This window comes from Streptomyces sp. NPDC096012, assembly GCF_040426375.1.
Lineage (GTDB): Bacteria > Actinomycetota > Actinomycetes > Streptomycetales > Streptomycetaceae > Streptomyces.
Genome location: NZ_JBEOTD010000003.1, coordinates 1 through 16,856, shown reverse-complemented (window position 1 = coordinate 16,856; position 16,856 = coordinate 1). Strand labels below are relative to the sequence as shown.

The window sequence follows — 16,856 nt, the reverse complement described above, 5'->3', positions numbered from 1 at the left end:
ACCGGCCGCCGCTCCCGGAATGACGTCGGACCCGGCCCCCCGGGGGATTCCCCGGCCGCGCTCTCCGGGTGGCGCGTCCCCCGTCACCCCACGCACGTCCGTCCGCTCCTCACGGACGGGTCGGCCGGCCGCAGCCGGTGGCAGCCCGTCTCCGTGCCACCGCCGGTGCCTCGGACGCGGCCCCCGGGGGATTCCCGGCCGCCGCTCTTCGAGTGGCGCGTCCCCCGTCACCCCACGCACGTCCGTCCGCCCCTCACGGACGGGTCGGCCGGCCGCAGCCGGTGGCAGCCCGTCTCCGTGCCACCGCCGGTGCCGTGGAGCGGGGGAGCAGCTCACGGGGGTCGTCGGGGAGCAGTACCTCGACCTCCGCGTTCTCATGGAAGCGGTAGGGGCGGTGGTGCAGGAGTTCCCCGAGGTACCGCCTGATCCGCGACATCTCCGCGCGCACGGTCACGGTCCTGGACGCATCGGCGAACAGGTCGTCCGCGAGCCTCGCCGCACTGCGCCCGGACCGGTGTTCGCAGAGCAGGAACAGCAACTCGGCGTGCCGGGGGCTGAGTTCCCGGGACCACGAGCCCGCCGGGGTCTCGACCGTCAGCGCACAGCGGCCCGGCCGGACGAGATCCAGCACGATCCGGCAGGAGCCGGTGGCGAACGGCTCGTCCTCGACCCGCAGGAGCCAGCCCCCGGCCAGCGGCTCGACCGTGCACGAGCCGAGCGCGGGCAGCCAGCGGCTGCCGGGCGCCACCGACGTGGGCAGTCCGATCCGCCGCACGTACGGCATCCCGGTCACCGCCGCCACCCAGCCGTCCCGGTCCACCGCCAGCGCCCGCCCGCCCAACCGGGCCAGCACGGGCGCCGCCACCGCACGCAGCCGCTCCAGCGCGGCCTGATGCGCCTCCCGCAGGTGGGCCTCGGCCAGCTTCGCCACCGACTCCACCCAGGCCAGCGTCGCCGGGTGCATGGTCTTCAGCGGGCCGCTGACGTCCACGACACCGAGCAGCCGGCCGTCGGTGGGGTCGGTGATCGGAGCGCCGGTGCAGGTCCAGGTCGTGTGCGAGCGCACGAAGTGCTCGCCGGCGAAGACCTGCACGGGCCGGCGTACGACGACCGGGGTGCCCACTCCGTTGGTCCCGACGACGTCCTCCCGCCAGTCCGCGCCGGGTTGGAGGCCGAGGTGGTCGGCCTTGCGCAGCACCTGCCTCGAACCCTCCCGCCACAGCACGCGTCCCTCGGCGTCGGCGATGACCATGATGTGCTGGGCGACGTCCGCGACCGAAAGCAGACCCTCGCGCAGCACCGGCAGCACCTGCCGCAGCGGTGACTCCTCGCGTCTGCGCCGCAATTCGTCACTGGACAACAGGCCCGACCTGAAGTCGTGTTCGGGGTCGACCCCGCTGCGCAGCATCCGTCCCCAGGACTGCTCGATCACCGGCCGCGGGGCTATCCGTGCACGTCGTCCGGCGAGTGTGGCCTCGCGTACCTCGTTCAGTACCCGCGCCGCACGGGTCGCGTCCATGGCGGTCAGGCGCGCCATGTTGATCGGCGGGTTCACCACTGAGGCCTCCCGGGAAGGGCGTCGAACAGATTTGTCAAGTCGTCCGGGCGGCGGTTTCCGGTCCGACGTGCCTCTCATACTGCCGCTCCCGGCAGGCCGGAGGCAGACACTCCGCGCACGTGCGCCGCCAAGTTGCAACCCCTTGCAACCCTGGTGGACCGCCGGAGGCGGACCGAGACTTGGTGGGACGCCGCCCGCGGGCGGCGTTCGCGGCCTCAACGGGCCCTGAAGGCGGGGGTGGTGCCGTGTCGGCGCAGCACCACCCCCGCCGGGCGCCCAACCACCGCCGACCGGGTGCGGATCGGGACGAGCAGCACCCGCCAGCCGTGACGCGTCGGCCGAACGCGCGTGCGTACGGCCCCACTTGGCTGGTTGCGCCTCGTCAGGTTTCTGCGCGCTGATCGAATGCGCGTGGGTGCGGCTCGTCTTGGCTGGTTGCGCTTCGTCAGGTCTCTGTGTGTCGGCCGAATGCGCGTGCGTACGGCCCCTCTTGGCTGGTTGGCGTCTCTCCAGGTCTCTGCACGCTGATCGAATGCGCGTGCGTCGGCTCGCCTTGGCTGGTTGCGCCTCGTCAGGTCTCTGCACGCCGACCGAACGCGCGTGCGTGCGGCCCCTCTCGGCGGGTTGCGCCCCTTCGGCACCAGGCTCCGGCCCAAAGCCCGTCGTACGGACCCGACTTACTGGACGCTCCACTCCGGCCGCTGCACGCCGGATGAACGCACCTCCGTACGCACCCTCCTGCTTGCGCATCGAGGTCGGGTCGTGAGCCGGGGCAGGCGCGCGCTCCTTCGGCCCTTCGTGGAGCCTGCGTTCAGGAGGTCGGGCGTGCCCGGTCCACCACCGAGGCCAGGTCCAGGCCCGTCGGCAGCGTGCCGAAGGACGCGCCGTGGTCGCCGCCCAGCCGTGAGGCGCAGAACGCGTCGGCCACCTCCGGCGGCGCGTGCCGCACCAGCAACGAGCCCTGCAGCACCAGCGCCAGCCGCTCGGCCACCCGCCGCGCCCGACCCTCGGCACCCTCCAGGTCCGCGAGCTCGGTGAACAGGTCCTTCACCGCCCGGTCCAGGCGGTGGTCGGCGCCGTGCGCCCGCCCGATCTCGGTGAGACAGGCGTCCAGCGCCCCCGGCTCCCGCTGCAACGCCCTGAGCACGTCCAGCGCCTGGACGTTCCCCGCGCCCTCCCAGATGGAGTTCAGCGGCGACTCACGCACCAGCCGGGGCAGCCCCCACTCCTCGACGTAACCGTTGCCGCCCAGGCACTCGGCGGCCTCCACGGTCACCGGCGCGCACCGCTTGGTGATCCAGTACTTGGCGGCCGGTACCGCCAGCCGCAGGAAGGCGCGCTCCCCCTCGTCGTCGTCGTCGTAGGCGGCGGCGAGCCGCAGCGCGAGCGCCGTGGCGGCCTCCGACTCCAGCGCGAGATCGGCGAGGACGTTGCGCATCAGCGGCTTGTCGATCAGCTTGCCGCCGAACGCCTCCCGGTGAGCGCTGTGGTGGATCGCCTGGGCCGCCGCCTGCCGCATCAGGCCCGCCGAGCCGAGCGCGCAGTCCAGCCGGGTGGCGGCGACCATCTCGATGATGGTCGGCACCCCGCGCCCCTCCTCGCCGACCCGGCGCGCCCAGGTGTCGTCGAACTCGACCTCGGCGGAGGCGTTGGACCGGTTGCCCAGTTTGTCCTTCAGTCGCTGGATGCGGAAGACGTTGCGGGTGCCGTCGGCGAGGACGCGCGGGACCAGGAAGCAGGTCAAACCGCCGGGTGCCTGGGCCAGCACCAGGAAGGCGTCCGACATGGGTGCCGAGCAGAACCACTTGTGCCCGGTCAGCACGTACGTGCCCGCCTCGGTCAGGGGACGCGCCGCGGTGGTGTTCGCGCGTACGTCGCTGCCGCCCTGTTTCTCGGTCATGCCCATGCCGAAGAGCGCCCCGGGCTTCTGCCCGGCGGGGCGCAGGTCGCGGTCGTAGATCGTGGAGCTGAGCCGCGGCTCCCACTCGGCGGCCAGTTCCGGGTCGGTGCGCAGGGCGGGCACGGCCGCGTGGGTCATCGACAGCGGGCAGCAGTTGCCCGCCTCGACCTGGGTCCAGACCAGGAAGGCGGCGGCCCGGCGCACGTGCCCGGCCGGCCTGCTCCAGGCACCCGTCAGACCCGCCGACACGCCCTTGCCGAGGAGCCGGTGCCAGGCCGGGTGGAAGTCGACCTCGTCGATCCGGTTGCCGTAGCGGTCGTGGGTGCGCAGCCGGGGCGGGTACTCGTTCGCCTGGACCGCCCACTCCTGCAGCTGGACGGAGCCCGAGGCCCGGCCGAGCGCGGACAGCTCCTCGCGCACCTCGTCCAGCACGCCGGGGTCGGTGTACCGCTCGACCGCCTCGGTGAGGGCCCGGTCGGCCGCGAAGACGTCGTAGCCCACCAGCGGAGGCGGCTGGTTCGTCACGGTGTGGGTGGGGGTACCTGCCATGCCTGCGAACCTACCCGGGACGGCGGCGATGATGGCCTCCGGAGCGGCATGGGCCCCGGCCGGAGTACCGCGGGCGTTCCGCCGTCCGGCAGGGAGCACGGGAACCGCTGCGGGATCCGGTCGCCGGACGGGAACGGCGGTGCGGTCCGGTCGCCGGACGCGAGCGGCGGTGCGGTCCGCTCGCCGGTAACGGGCGGCGGCGGGCTCCCGTCGCCGGTACCCCGTGCCGGCGACCGGTCGCCGGTACCGGAAGGGTGTCGGTGTCCGGCCACGTGGAAACGGCGGCGGGCCCCGGTCGTGGGTACCGGAGGAATGTCGGTGTCCGGTCGCCGGTACGCGGAAGCGGCGCCGGATCCCCGGTCGCCGGTACCGGAAGGGTCTCGGCGTCCGGTCGCCGGTAAGTGGAATGGCTGTGGGAACCGGCCGCAGGCCCCCGGAACGGCTGTGGAGACCGGCCACAGGCCCCCGGAACGGCGGCCTCGCCGCCCGCGGGGATCCGGTCCCCCGCCCCGCAAGGTGAGGGCGGTCCGCTGCTGCGGATACCTTTGGGTCGTGCAGCCAGCCAGTGAACTCCCCGAGCGGCCCGCCGGTCGTCTCCACCGGGCCAGAGCCCTCTACCGGAACGTCTCCAAGCGCAGGACCGCCTGGCTGCTGCTCAAGGACACCGTCAACTCCTGCATGGAGTACCGCATCCTGGGCCTGGCGGCCGAGGCGGCGTTCTTCACGCTGCTGTCCGTGCCGCCCCTGCTGCTGAGCCTCATCGGACTGCTCGGCTACGTCGACGACTGGACCGGCGCCGACACCATCCACAGCCTGGAGAACAACCTCCTGGAGGCCTCCCGCACGGTCCTGTCCGACAAGGGTGTGAAGGAGATCGCCCAGCCGATCCTGCACGACGTGATGAGGGGCGGCCGGCCCGATGTCATCTCCATCGGCTTCCTCTTCGCGCTGTGGTCGGGCTCGCGCGCGGTGAACGTCTTCATCGACACGATCACCGTCATGTACGGCCTCGACGGCGTCCGGGGCATCGTCAAGACCCGCATCATGGCCTTCCTGCTGTTCATCGTGGCGCTGCTGATCGGCTCGGTCGCGCTGCCGCTGATGGTGGCCGGGCCGGACGCGGTGGTGGGCGTGGTGCCCTGGTCGGAGACGGTCGTCCAAGTCCTGTACTGGCCGGTCGTGATCGTCCTGTCCATCGCCTTCCTGACGACGCTGTACCACGTCTCGGTGCCGGTCCGCTCCCCGTGGATCGAGGACGTCCCGGGCGCCCTGGTGGCCCTCGCCATGTGGGTCCTGGGCAGCTTCCTGCTGCGTATCTACCTCACCCACACCATCGAGGGCGCCACCATCTACGGCTCCCTGGCCGCCGCCGTGGCCGTCCTGCTGTGGATCGGTGTGTCCGCCTTCGCCGTGCTCGTGGGAGCGGCGGTGAACGCGGCGATCGACCGCGTCTGGCCCGCCGCGGCCACGGCGGCCGCCCGTGAGGCGAACGAGCGGCTGCGTCAGGTGCAGGTCGCCGAGTACGTCGCCCTTGCCGCGGCCGTCCGCGAGGCCGACCCCGACCCCGACGATCCCGACATGCCCTCCGAGTTCCCCGAGCGCTGGTCCCGCTTCCTGCCCCCCGAGGACGTCACGGCCCGGCTGCGCACCCACGCGAAGAACCCGCACCACTCCCACAGGGCCAACGGCACGAACACCGACGACCCGCCCCACCGGGAGCGGTGATCTCGGGCACCGGTACGACGACCGCGGGCGGCACGACGGTGGAGAAACCGGCGCTGCGTCTCCACCCGCTTTCCACCCGGTTCTCCATCCGTGCTCCGATCCGCCCGACCCCGCCCCGCACCTAGCGTTTTCCGCAGGCCGACGCCGGCCGGCATCGGTACGGCAGCCGGACGCACCCCATGCCCGGCTCGGCTACGGCACCTGGCGAGGAGGCGGAGGACATGGCACCCATGACGGATGCGCTGGACCCGAGGGACGCGACGGACGCGGTGGACGCGGCGGACGGGGCGGGCCCAGGGGACACGACGGGCCGCCCGGGGCCCCTTGGTGACCCGACGGGCCTGAGGCCCCTTGGTGACCCGACGCACCCGGGGCACCTCAGGGGCACGGACCCGCGGCACCCCGGTCACGCGACGGGTCGGAGGGGCGCGGCGGACCCGCGGCACCGCAGCCGCGCCACGGACCCGGGGCACCTCAGGGGCACGGACCCGCGGCACCCCGGTCACGCGACGGATCGGAGCGGCGTGGCGGACCCGCCGCACGGCAGCCGCGCCACGGACCCGGGGAACGCGACGGACCCGCCGTACCCCGGTCACGCCACGGACGCGACGGCTCACCCCCTACGACGGCCCGGTGCCGCCACCGCCACCCGGTCGCGCGGCACCTTCCGCGCCGCGCTGCTCCCGCTCGCCGTCGGCATCCTCCTGCCCCTCGCGGTCTACTACGCGGCCCGGGCCTTCGGCGCCGGCCAGGGCGCGGCGCTGCTGCTGAGCAGTGCGCCGCCCGGCCTGCGGGTGGTGTGGGGTGTGGTGCGGCACCGCACGATCGACGGCGTGGACCTGTTCTTCACGGTCCTGCTGGCCGCCGCCGCCCTGGGTTCCTTGCTCGGCGGTGGTCACCGCCTGCTGCTGTTCAAGGACGCGGCCCTGTCCCTCGTCGTCGGCGGCTGGGTGCTCGGCACCGGCCTCACCCGCAGGCCGCTGGCCTTCCAGCTGGGACAGCGACTGCACCGCGGTGAGGCGGCCCGCGCGCGAGCCGGGCTCTGGCAGGACCACGCCGAGTACCGCCGCAGCCTGCGACTGCTCACCGTGGTCTGGGGCGCCGAGCAGCTGCTCGACGGCGCTCTCGGCACGCTCGCCGCCGCCACACTGCCCACCGACACGGTGCCGCTGCTCGCCCGCGTCCAGTCCCTGCTGCTGCTCGCCCTGACCGCCGCGGTCACCGCCGCCTACGCCCGCCGTTTCCGCACCCGCCACGGCCTGCCGCTGTTCGGCACGCCCGCGCCGGCCGCCGGCACGAAAGCCGCACCGGGCCCGGCACCCCTCAGTCCGGCAACTGACCGGTTCCATGCCTGACGTGCACGAGCGGCAGGGCTCGAACGACCGCCCGGCCTCCTCGGTTGCGGCCCTCGCCGGCGAACGCGGCGCCACCCCTGCCGGCCGCCCCGCCCCGCTCCCACCCCGGCGCTCCCCGTACACCCACCCCCCTGCGCCCCCGACATCGACTTCAGCCCGCGTGCCCGGCGTGGCCGTGTCCGTCGCGACGTACGCTGGCGGTCGTGTACACGGAGCGGGCGTCGCGGCTGGCCGGCGCGGTGGTGTGGACGAGCACCCCGGCCGGGGCCGGGACCGCGCCGGTGCTGCCCGACGGCTGTATGGATCTGATGTGGAGCGACGGCCGGCTGCTGGTCGCCGGCCCGGACACCCGGCCCCATGCCGTCGAAGGCCCGGCCCGTTCCTGGGCGGGTGTCCGTTTCTTCCCCGGCACCGCACCCGCCCTGCTCGGCGTACCGGCGTGCGAACTGCTCGATCACCGGGCGGACCTGGCGGACCTGTGGCCCGCCGTCCGGGTGCGGCGCCTGCGCGACCGGGTGGAGGCGGCGCCCGACGCGGCCACGGCGCTGGAGGAGATCGCGCTGGACCGCAGCGTATGGTCGGCGGCCCCCGATCCATGGGTGCACCGGCTGGTGGAACGCCTGGAAGAGGGGCGGGCGGTGTCCGCGGCAGCCGCCGAACTGGGTATCGGCGCCCGCCAGTTGCACCGCCGCAGCCGGGCCGTCTTCGGCTACGGCCCCAAGACCCTGGCCCGCATCCTGCGGCTGCGACGGGCACTGGCGCTGGCCCGCTCCGGGGTGCCCTACGCGGAGACGGCCACGCGTGCCGGGTACGCGGACCAGTCCCACCTCGCGCGGGACGTGCGGGAGCTGGCCGGCAGGCCGCTGGGGGAGCTACTGCGCGGGGGCGGGTAGCGGGGCGAACAGGTCGACGCCGTTGCCGTCGGGGTCGTGCACGGTGGCGTACCGCTGGCCCCAGAAGGCGTCCCACGGTTTCAGCTCCCCGTGGTGCCCCGCGCCGATCAGGTCCTGGTACAGGGCGTCGACGTCGGCCGGTGAGTCGCACCGGAAGGCGAGTGCTACCCGGCCCGTGCCGGCCGGTGGCCGCCATCCGGGGTGGAAGGAGCGGACGGTCTCCTCGGTGTCGAGCGCGAGGACCAGCCCGCCGGGCAACTCGGCCTCGACGTGGGGCTGTTCCTCGGCTCCGGCGGGGAACACCAGGCCGAGGCGACGGTAGAAGGCGAGCGAGGCGGCGAGATCCGAGGCCACCACGCCGATCACGGCGAATCGTGCGGTCATGAGGCGACCGTAGGCGGGAGCCGGTCAGCCGGTCTTGAAGGAATCGGACACCCGGGGCGAACGCCGGTCCGGCTCCGGGCGGCCGGTGTCCCGCTCCGGTCCCGCCGACGAGAGGTGTTCGACGAGCACGAACGTCACGCTGATCAGCAGGGACCAGGCGCCGAACTTGGCCGGTGGGACCGGTTGCCAGCCCGTGAGCTGCTGCGGGTAGCTCCAGGCACCGGCGTAGGTGGCGGCGTTCTCGGCGACCCACAGGAAGAACCCGATCAGTACGAAGGCGACGGCCAGCGGCATCCGGTAGCGGTGCGTGCCGACGCTGAAGCCGACCCAGGTGCCGGCGGTCGCGGCGGCCATCGCCAGGGCCAGCGGCCAGCGCAGGTCGGGTATCCAGTGGTGGGTGAGGAAGTTGAGGTACACGGCGGCGGCCACCAGGGTCGTGGCGGCGGCGCGGTAGCGGGTGAAGCGCAGCCGCATCAGCCGTCTGGACCGGCAGACGTAACTGGCGACCGCCGCGTACATGAAGCCCCCGTACAACGGCACCCCGGCGACCTTGGTGATCGCCTCCTCCGGGTAACTCCACGAACCCATGCGCACCTTGACCAGTTCGAACAGCAGCCCCAGCAGGTGGCACACCGCGATCGCGGCGGTGTCGCGCCGGGACTCCCAGCCCGCCTTCCGGGCGACGAGGGTGAGCAGCACGCCGTAGGCCAGCACCAGGTCGTAACGCGCCACCGGCAGAGGGGGCAGCAGCCGGGAGGCGGCGATGCCCGCCAGCAGCGCCGCGGCGAAGGCGCAGCACCGGGCCTGGACCACCCCGAACCGCACCAGCTGCTCCGTGCCATGGCGGAGCCCCCTCATCGTGCGACGCATGCCCCCTCCTTCGCGCACCGGCGAGGCCCTGATCCTAGAGGCACAATTGAACGTGTTCAAACACGGCGGTGGCGGCGGTCCGGCGACAAGGGGGCGTCGCGGTGGCGACCGCCTGCGCACGCCATGCGGGCAGGGGGAGTCGAGAGGGTCGCGGCTGGGAGGCGGCCGGTCGTCGTCGCCCGACGGCCGCCCGTCAACCGCCGACGCCTTCCGTGACCGGGGCGGCCTGCACCACCTCGGAGGCGGGCTCGCGTGGGCGGCAGGGCTCATCGAGTGACGTTTCTGCGGTGAACCGGTTCGGCCATTGGAGTGAGTAAAGCTCGCGCACACGGAAGGTCACGTGAGTATCTAGAGATGCTCTTGAGTTGGCAAAGGGCGTAGAGACGCGGAGACCTACCCCGCCGCGTCACCCACCCACAGGAGGAGCCGGACCTTGACTTACGGTAAGAAGTTGCGCGAGCGCATCGCCGGGCCCGGAACGACCCCGCTGATCGGCGTGTACGACATGTACTCGGCGTCGATCGCGGCCAAGCACTACGACGGAATGTTCGTCTCGGGCTTCGGCTTCGCGGCCTCGTACTACGGGCTGCCGGACATCGGTTTCATCGCTTGGCCGGACATGGTCGCCTTCGTCCAGCGGCTGCGGGGCGCGTTCCCGCACCACCACCTGCTGGTCGACATCGACGACGGCTACGTCGACCCCGAGGTCGCCTGTCACGTCGTCGAGGGACTGGAGCGGATCGGCGCCTCCGGGGTGATCCTGGAGGACCAGAAGCGGCCCCGCCGCTGCGGGCACGCCGACGGCAAGCAGGTGCTGCCGCTCGAGGAGTACCTGGAAAAGCTGCACAAGGTCCTGGAGACCCGCAAGGACCTGGTGGTCGTCGCCCGCACGGACGCCACCGACGAGCACGACATCCTGCACCGGGCCGAGCGGCTGGCCGCGACCGAAGCGGACGTCGTCCTGGTCGACGGGGTGCGCAGCGTCGAGTGGATCAAGCGCATCCGCGAGGTCGTCGGTGACAAGCCGCTGCTGTTCAACCAGATCGCCGGCGGCAAGTCGCCGCGCCTGTCCCTCGGCGAGCTGTCCGACCTCGGCGTCGACGTGGCGATCTACAGCACCCCCTGCCTGTTCGCCGCGCACCAGGCGATGGACTCCGCGCTCTCCGGACTGAAGGCGGCCGACGGACGGCTGCCGGAGGTGGATCCCACGAGCGGGATCGGCGTGAAGGCGTCCACCACCCTGCTGGAGCGCAACATCGCCCGCGAGCGGCTCACCCCCGAGGGCGTGGGCGTGTGACCCGTGTCCTGCCCCGCCTCCGGACGGCGGCGGTGCTCACGGCGGCGTTCCTGGCCGCCGGTGCCGTACCCGCCGCCGCATCCGGGAGCGTGATCACCGTCATCGACAACTCCCGGACGGGCACCGACAGTTCGGAGACGGACTCGCTCCTGGAGGTCGACCGCGCGGGCAACGTCCAGTCCGGCAGCGGCACCGCCGGCAGCGACCACGACGGCAGTGCCGTGGACGTGGTCCAGGCCCTGGTCCGGGCGGCCGGCCAGGACGAGGAGGACTGACGGCGCCGGCTCCGGGGAGCAGCGCGCGACGACCACCGGGCGATCCGGGGACAGCCGCGTACGGCGACGGCCGGGCACCCCTGCGGGAGGTGCCCGGTCGGTCACCTGTGTGTTCAGTCCTCGTCGAGATCGGGGCGGCCGTTCTCGTCGACCTCGACGTCCTCCTTCGGGCCGTGCTCGTCGACGGGCACGGCGAAGGTGGCGCGGGGCTTGCCCGGGGCGAGGGTGCGGCAGGCCGCGTGCGCCGTGCCGTAGGCGGCGACCAGGGTGACTGCGGTCGCGGCGAGGGCCGCTGCGATACGCGTGGTGTGCTTCATGACCGGCAAACGATCATGACGGGTCCGGGTCACCGCCGGGCCCCGGACCCCCGGTGGCGCCCGGCGGTCCCGGGCCGCGCGAAGTGGCCGGTGGTAGCCCGAACGGCCCAGTGCGGGGGCCGTGCACCGGAATACCTCCGCGCACTGTGATGCTCTGTTGTGAACGGTGCACCGGCGCGGCCGTGCGCAGTGCACACGAACGCGGCGAAGAGGTGGCGGGCGATGGCGGCAGAGGACCGGGCGGCCCCCGTGATCAGGACGCCCCACGGAGCCGTACGCGGCCGGTACGAGCGGGGCGTCGCGGTCTTCCGTGGCATCCCGTACGCCGCCCCGCCCTTCGGACCCCGCCGGTTCCGCCCGCCCGAGCCGCCGGAGCCCTGGGACGGAGTGCGCGACGCGACCGCCTTCGGGCCGACCGCGCCGAAACCGCCGTACTCGGAGGCGTTCGCCCCGTACCTGTCCGACCCGGAGATAGCCGGCGACGACTGCCTCAACCTCAACGTCTGGACTCCCGAGCCGGCCCGCGGCGCCCGGCTCCCCGTACTGGTGTGGCTGCACGGCGGCGCGCTGACCCGGGGTTGCTCGGCCGTGCCCGTGTACGACGGCAGTGCCTTCGCCCGGGACGGCGTCGTCTTCGTCTCGGTCAACTACCGGCTGGGGGTGGAGGGCTACGGGCTGTTCCCGGACGCGCCGCCCAACCCCGGCCTGCACGACCAGCTCACCGCCCTGCGCTGGGTCCACGAGACGATCACCGGCTTCGGCGGCGACCCCGGCCGCATCACCCTGTGCGGCCAGTCGGCCGGCGCGATCAGCGCCGGCGCCCTGCTCGCCGCGCCCCAGACCCGCGGCCTGATCCGGCGGGCGGTACTGCAGAGCGGCCCACCCGAGTCCGCGGACCGCGACAAGGTACGGCGCATGGTCCGCCGCATGGCCACCCGGCTGAAGATCCCGGCCACCGCCGAGGCCTTCGCCACCGTCGACCGCGACGTGCTGCTGCGCACCCAGGCCGAGGCGGGCCGGCTCAGCAGCCCGGTGCTGGGCGGCCCCGCGTTCGGCATCGTCGTCGACGGCGACCTCGTCTCCCGCGACCCGCTCAAGGCGCTCGTCGAGGACGGGGCGGCCCCGGGCGTCGACCTGCTCATGGGCTGGACCCGCGACGAGTACCGGCTGTGGCTGGTGCCCGGTGGCCTGATCGAACGCGTCGACCGGCTCGGCCCCGTCGCCCTGGCCGGAGCCATGGCCCGCTGCCACGCCGGCCACGACGTCCCCCGCGGCTACCGAGCCCTCCACCCGGACGCCGGCGCCGCCGAGATCGTCGGCCAGATGGTCACCGACCACCTGCTGCGCCTGCCCCTGCACCGGCTCGCCGACGCCCGCCCCGGCACCTCCCACCTGTACGAGTTCGCCTGGCCCTCCGGCCTTCCCGGCCTGGGCGCCTGCCACGCCCTGGAGCTGGGGTTCGTCTTCGACACCGGGACGGTGCCCGAATCCAGGAAACTGGCCGGCGACGGCGCGCCGCAGGAGCTGAGCGACGTCATGCACGCGGCCTGGGTGCGCTTCGCGACGACCGGCGACCCCGGCTGGCAGGCCTGGGACGCCTCACACCCCGTGCGGATCCTCGGCGAGGGCAGACCGTACACCGCACACGGTCCGCGCGACGCCGAACTGGCCCTCTGGTCCACGGCGCCCGCCGTCCCCGAACCGACGGGCGCCGCCGACTTCCGTGCGCCCGGCGCCGAACTGGCGGCCGCGGTGCGGCGCCTGCGCCGCTCGGTCGGCGCCCGGCGCCGCTGACTCCCCGGCCACCCGCTGCCAGGGCGCCGGGCCGGCCGGCGATTCGGCGGGGAGCCCGCAGAGAGACGAACGTCAGCCCACGTCCGAGGCGATCGCGGTGATGGTCTCCGGGCCCACCCGGCAGCACCCTCCGATCAACCGGGCCCCGGCCTCCCGCCACGCCTGGACCCGCTCGGTGCCGAACGTCGCACGCCCCGTCCAGTCCCGGGCCCCGGCGTCCCACGCCTCCCCGCTGTTGGGGTAGGCCACGACCGGTTTGCCGGTCACCCGGGCCGCGATCTCCACCGCCGCCTCCACGTCCCCGGGCGCGCAGCAGTTGACACCCACCGCGATCACCTCGTCGACATCGGCGGCCGCCGCGAACGCCTCCTCCAGGGGCTGTCCGGCACGCGTGTGCCGCCCCTCGACGGTGTACGACAGCCAGGCCGGCACCCCGAGCCCGCGCACCGCCCTGAGTAGCGCGGCGCCTTCGTCGGCATCGGGCACGGTCTCCAGCGCGAGGACGTCCGGCGCGGCGGCGGCCAGCACCTCGAGGCGCGGCCGGTGGAACCGTTCCAGTTCCGCGACGCCGAGCCCGTACCGGCCCCGGTATTCGGAGCCGTCGGCCAGCATCGCCCCGTACGGCCCGACGGAGGCCGCCACCCACAGGGGCCGTTCCACACCGGCGTCGCCGGCCTGCCGGGCCGCCTCCCGCGCGAGGTCCACGCTCAGCGCGATCAGCCGCGCGGCCTCCGTGTGGCCGATGCCGCGTTTCGCGAAGCCCTCGAAGGTGGCCTGGTAGCCGGCGGTGATGGCCACGCTCGCGCCCGCGAGGAAGTAGGCGAGGTGCGCCTCGGTGACCGCTTCGGGCCGCTCGGCGAGCAGCCGCGCCGACCACAACTCGTCGTCGCCCAGGTCGTGCCCGGCCGACTCCAGCTGGTTGGACATGCCGCCGTCGAGCACGACCGTTCCGGTGGCGAGGGCGTCGGCGAGACGGGGGGAGGTGTTGCCGGTCATGCCACGACGCTAGTCGAACCGGGACGGTCGCGAGCCGCGGTGTCCAGCAGACGAATACGTCGGGCCCCCACTGCCACGCTGCGGGAGCCCGGGGGTGCCCGGGGGCGCCCCGGAGGTGCCGGGGGTGCCCGGGGGTGCCCGGGGGCGCCCGCAACGGTGTCGGGGCCCGCGTCCGGCGGCCCCGGAAGGCCTGTCGGCCGGTCGGGAGAGTCGGGCGGCCCCGGAAGGGTCGGAAGGCCCGGCGGTTCGGAAGCTCCGGCGGTCCGGCGGACGGGAGGGTCCGACGGTCCGGAAGGTTCGGCGGCGGGAGGGCCCGGCGGTCCGGAAGGTTTGGCGGTCTGGAAGGTCCAACGGTCCGGCGGTTCGGTAGCTCCGGCGGTCCGGAAGCTCCGGCGGTTCGGTAGCTCCGGCGGTCCGGCGGTCCGGCGGTCGGGAGGGGGCGGCGGGCTGGAAGGTTCGGCGGTCCGGAAGGGTCGGCGGCGGGAGGGCCCGGCGGTCCGGAAGGTTTGGCGGTCTGGAAGGTCCGACGGTCCGGCGGTTCGGAAGGTTCGGCGGCGGGAGGGTCCGTACGGTCCGGAAGGTCCGGCGGCGGGAGGACCCGCCGGCCGGGAGGGCCCGGCGGGTCCGGGCCCGGAGGACTCCGCACCCGCCGCCCCGTGGACTTCCCGCCCCGCATCTGGTGCCCGTGGGCAAGGTCCGGGTGGGATGAGGCCCGGGCGCCGCGACGGAACCGGGGCGCTCCCGGACCCCGTAGGAAGGAACGCCACCGCCGTGATCGAACTGCCCGCCGACAACCGCGAGTCGAGCCCGTTCACCGGCTGTACCCGCGCCCACTGGGAGACCGCGGCCGACGCCCTGCTCGCCGCCGTGGCACCGTACGCCACCCCCGACCGCGCCCTCTACCACCTCCCCGGCGACCATGTCAGCCACACCGGCCCCCTCTCCGACGGCCTGGAGGGGTACGCCCGCACCCTGCTGCTGGCCGCCTTCCGCGGGGACGAGACGGTGCTCGGCCGGTACGCCGAAGGCCTCGCGGCCGGCCCCCTCGGGGTCTGGCCGGCCGTCGCGGACCGCAGCCAGCCGCTCGTCGAGGCCGCCTCCATCGCACTCGCCCTGCGGCTGACCCGGCCGCTGCTGTGGGACCGCCTCGACGACCGCGTGCGCCAGCGCACGGCCGACTGGCTCGCGGACGCGCTGACCGCCGAACCCTGGCCGAACAACTGGGAGTTGTTCCCGGTCACCGTCGGCGGCTTCCTCCAGGAGATCGGCCACCGGCCGGAGGCGGCCCGCAAGGCGGTCGACCGCGGCCTGGAACGGATCGAGAACTGGTACGTCCGGGACGGCTGGTACACCGACGGCGACGGCCGCAGGTTCGACTACTACAACGGCTGGGCCATGCACCTGTACACCGTCCTGCACGCGTGGCTTGCCGACGACGCCGAACTGCTCTCGCTCTACGGCGGTCGGCTGTCCCGGCATCTGGAGGACTACGCCCGCCTGTTCGGCGGCGACGGCGCCCCCCTCTACCAGGGCCGCTCCCTGACCTATCGCTTCGCGACCACGGCCCCGCTCTGGCTCGGCACGCTGACCGGCCACACCCCGCTGTCCCCGGGCGAGACCAGGCGGCTGGGTTCCGGCGTGCTGCGGTACTTCCTGGACGGCGGCGCGGTGGACCGGCGGGGCCTGCTCACGCTCGGCTGGCTCGGCCCCGACACCTCGCTGGTGCAGTACTACTCGGGCCCGGCCTCGCCGTACTGGGCGAGCAAGGGCTTCCTCGGCCTGCTGCTCCCGCCGGAGCACGAGGTGTGGACGGCACCCGAGGAGCCGGCCCCGGTGGAGCGCGCCGACGAGGTGCGTTCCCTGCCCGCACCCAACTGGCTTCTGCAATCGACCCGTTCGGACGGCCTGGTCAGGCTGCACAACCACGGCAGTGAGGACACCCGCTTCGACCCCCACTACACCCGGCTCGCCTACTCGACCGCCACCGTGCCGGCGCCGTCGTACGACAACAGCGTGATCGTCGGCGGGGACGCGAGCCGCGCGGAGATCGAGCCGCTCGGCACGGGCCCGGGGTGGATCGCCTCCCGGCACACCGTGCGCGACGGGATCACCGTGACCAGCGTGGTGCTCGCCGAGGGCGCGGCGGAAGTACGCGCCCATCTGGTCGCCGGGGCCCCGCCCGGGACGCCGGTACGGATCACGGGATGGGCGCCGCGCGACGGCGTCCGGGCCGAACTCCTGCCCGCCGTGGGCCTGTCCGGCACCCTGACCGGAGTGGTGGGGGAGGGGGACACCCTGTTCGCCGCGGTGGCCCGGCTGACCGCCGAGCCGCATCCGGTGCCGCTGTCCGGGCTGGTGTCCGTACGCGCGGACGGCGCCGGGGAGTTGGAGGTCCGCTGGAGCGGGGGAGCCGGGGCCAGGGTACGGCTGGACGCATCGGGCGTGCGGGTCACCGCACGGGAATGAGACCGAGAGCCGGTGCCCCGGTGCGGCCCTTCGTCCGGCAGCCTGATCACCACGCGGGGTGGGGGAGAAGAGCTCGGCGAGCGAACGCCGACGTCCGGTAGCGGGCGGCCCGTGACCCGCGGTTGTCCGCCGTCGCCGCCGCCCGGCTCGTGGAAGGCCCGTACGAGCGCATACGCCACGCGGCAGCCCGCCACCCCGCCCTGCCGGCCCGCCGCGGCAGCCCGCCACCCCCCTGCCGGTCCGCCTCCTGGCCCACCTGCTCCGCCACGGCCCGGCACCGGAGCCCGCCGCCGGCATCCCGGCCCTGCCCGTCGAGGTCAGGCGCCGCATGGTGGAGGCGATGCATCACCCGGACCGGTGAACACGCGGCGGTGCGGCCGGGGGGGGGTGCCTCTATGTCTTTAGTCAAGCAAGCCGTGGGGTTCTGGGTTCGTAGAAGGTTCCGTCGCGGAGCATGGCGAACAGGACGCTGATGCG

General features: G+C 74.1%; 13 protein-coding genes. 7 read left to right on the top strand and 6 right to left on the bottom strand.

Going from position 1 to position 16,856, the window contains the following annotated elements:
- Positions 1 to 253 precede the first annotated feature (253 nt).
- Together ABVB68_RS04290 and ABVB68_RS04285 are read right to left on the bottom strand one after the other, a co-directional pair.
- A complete protein-coding gene (locus ABVB68_RS04290) occupies positions 254 to 1,537 on the bottom strand; it encodes a helix-turn-helix domain-containing protein (protein ID WP_503006019.1) in 1,284 nt (427 codons plus the stop codon).
- An 832-nt stretch (positions 1,538 to 2,369) separates the two neighbouring features.
- On the bottom strand, positions 2,370 to 4,007 hold the full coding sequence (locus tag ABVB68_RS04285; protein ID WP_353599490.1) for an acyl-CoA dehydrogenase family protein: 1,638 nt from the start codon (positions 4,005 to 4,007) through the stop codon (positions 2,370 to 2,372).
- A 552-nt stretch (positions 4,008 to 4,559) separates the two neighbouring features.
- Here ABVB68_RS04285 and ABVB68_RS04280 point away from each other — a divergent pair.
- The 3 genes from ABVB68_RS04280 to ABVB68_RS04270 all read left to right on the top strand — a co-directional run bounded on the left by ABVB68_RS04280 (position 4,560) and on the right by ABVB68_RS04270 (position 7,980).
- Positions 4,560 to 5,732 carry a YihY/virulence factor BrkB family protein gene (locus ABVB68_RS04280; protein WP_353599489.1) on the top strand — a complete coding sequence of 391 codons (1,173 nt, stop codon included), beginning with the start codon at positions 4,560 to 4,562 and terminating at the stop codon, positions 5,730 to 5,732.
- Between the two features lie 524 nt (positions 5,733 to 6,256).
- Positions 6,257 to 7,087 carry a VC0807 family protein gene (locus tag ABVB68_RS04275; RefSeq protein WP_353599488.1) on the top strand — a complete coding sequence of 277 codons (831 nt, stop codon included), beginning with the start codon at positions 6,257 to 6,259 and terminating at the stop codon, positions 7,085 to 7,087.
- A gap of 203 nt (positions 7,088 to 7,290) precedes the next feature.
- Positions 7,291 to 7,980 carry a helix-turn-helix domain-containing protein gene (locus ABVB68_RS04270; protein ID WP_353599487.1) on the top strand — a complete coding sequence of 230 codons (690 nt, stop codon included), beginning with the start codon at positions 7,291 to 7,293 and terminating at the stop codon, positions 7,978 to 7,980.
- On the opposite strand, the gene ABVB68_RS04265 is transcribed toward ABVB68_RS04270, so the two are convergent.
- Positions 7,960 to 8,364 (bottom strand): VOC family protein, encoded by a 405-nt coding sequence (locus tag ABVB68_RS04265; protein WP_353599486.1) that lies wholly within the window; start codon positions 8,362 to 8,364, stop codon positions 7,960 to 7,962. The two genes, ABVB68_RS04270 and ABVB68_RS04265, sit on opposite strands and share 21 nt — an antisense overlap.
- Positions 8,365 to 8,388: 24 nt before the next feature.
- Positions 8,389 to 9,234, bottom strand: a complete 846-nt coding sequence (locus tag ABVB68_RS04260; RefSeq protein WP_353599485.1) for a DUF817 domain-containing protein — start codon at positions 9,232 to 9,234, stop codon at positions 8,389 to 8,391.
- Between the two features lie 433 nt (positions 9,235 to 9,667).
- Here ABVB68_RS04260 and ABVB68_RS04255 point away from each other — a divergent pair, with 433 nt between their 5' ends.
- Positions 9,668 to 10,531 (top strand): isocitrate lyase/PEP mutase family protein, encoded by an 864-nt coding sequence (locus tag ABVB68_RS04255; protein WP_353599484.1) that lies wholly within the window; start codon positions 9,668 to 9,670, stop codon positions 10,529 to 10,531.
- Positions 10,528 to 10,806: a hypothetical protein gene (locus ABVB68_RS04250; protein ID WP_353599483.1), complete on the top strand. Its 279-nt coding sequence runs from the start codon at positions 10,528 to 10,530 to the stop codon at positions 10,804 to 10,806. The genes ABVB68_RS04255 and ABVB68_RS04250 overlap by 4 nt, the downstream gene beginning before the upstream one ends.
- Positions 10,807 to 10,919: 113 nt before the next feature.
- Here ABVB68_RS04250 and ABVB68_RS04245 read toward each other — a convergent pair whose 3' ends face one another.
- Positions 10,920 to 11,123 carry a hypothetical protein gene (locus tag ABVB68_RS04245; protein ID WP_353599482.1) on the bottom strand — a complete coding sequence of 68 codons (204 nt, stop codon included), beginning with the start codon at positions 11,121 to 11,123 and terminating at the stop codon, positions 10,920 to 10,922.
- 222 nt (positions 11,124 to 11,345) lie between these two features.
- Here ABVB68_RS04245 and ABVB68_RS04240 point away from each other — a divergent pair, with 222 nt between their 5' ends.
- On the top strand, positions 11,346 to 12,917 hold the full coding sequence (locus ABVB68_RS04240; RefSeq protein ID WP_353599481.1) for a carboxylesterase/lipase family protein: 1,572 nt from the start codon (positions 11,346 to 11,348) through the stop codon (positions 12,915 to 12,917).
- 72 nt (positions 12,918 to 12,989) lie between these two features.
- Here the strand turns inward: ABVB68_RS04240 and mmuM are convergent, their stop codons facing one another.
- Entirely contained in the window at positions 12,990 to 13,913 is a 924-nt protein-coding gene (mmuM, locus tag ABVB68_RS04235) for a homocysteine S-methyltransferase (protein WP_353599480.1), read from the bottom strand.
- Positions 13,914 to 14,687: 774 nt separating this feature from the next.
- Here mmuM and ABVB68_RS04230 point away from each other — a divergent pair.
- A complete protein-coding gene (locus tag ABVB68_RS04230; RefSeq protein WP_353599760.1) occupies positions 14,688 to 16,379 on the top strand; it encodes a DUF2264 domain-containing protein in 1,692 nt (563 codons plus the stop codon).
- The last annotated feature ends 477 nt before the right edge of the window (positions 16,380 to 16,856 follow it).

Excerpts from the sequence above, each read along its gene's own strand:
- ABVB68_RS04290 (WP_503006019.1), bottom strand. The coding sequence starts at position 1,537 with ATGGCGCGCCTGACCGCCATGGACGCGACCCGTGCGGCGCGGGTACTG.
- ABVB68_RS04285 (WP_353599490.1), bottom strand. The coding sequence starts at position 4,007 with ATGGCAGGTACCCCCACCCACACCGTGACGAACCAGCCGCCTCCGCTG.
- ABVB68_RS04265 (WP_353599486.1), bottom strand. The coding sequence starts at position 8,364 with ATGACCGCACGATTCGCCGTGATCGGCGTGGTGGCCTCGGATCTCGCC.
- ABVB68_RS04260 (WP_353599485.1), bottom strand. The coding sequence starts at position 9,234 with ATGCGTCGCACGATGAGGGGGCTCCGCCATGGCACGGAGCAGCTGGTG.
- ABVB68_RS04245 (WP_353599482.1), bottom strand. The coding sequence starts at position 11,123 with ATGAAGCACACCACGCGTATCGCAGCGGCCCTCGCCGCGACCGCAGTC.
- ABVB68_RS04240 (WP_353599481.1), top strand. The coding sequence starts at position 11,346 with ATGGCGGCAGAGGACCGGGCGGCCCCCGTGATCAGGACGCCCCACGGA.
- mmuM (WP_353599480.1), bottom strand. The coding sequence starts at position 13,913 with ATGACCGGCAACACCTCCCCCCGTCTCGCCGACGCCCTCGCCACCGGA.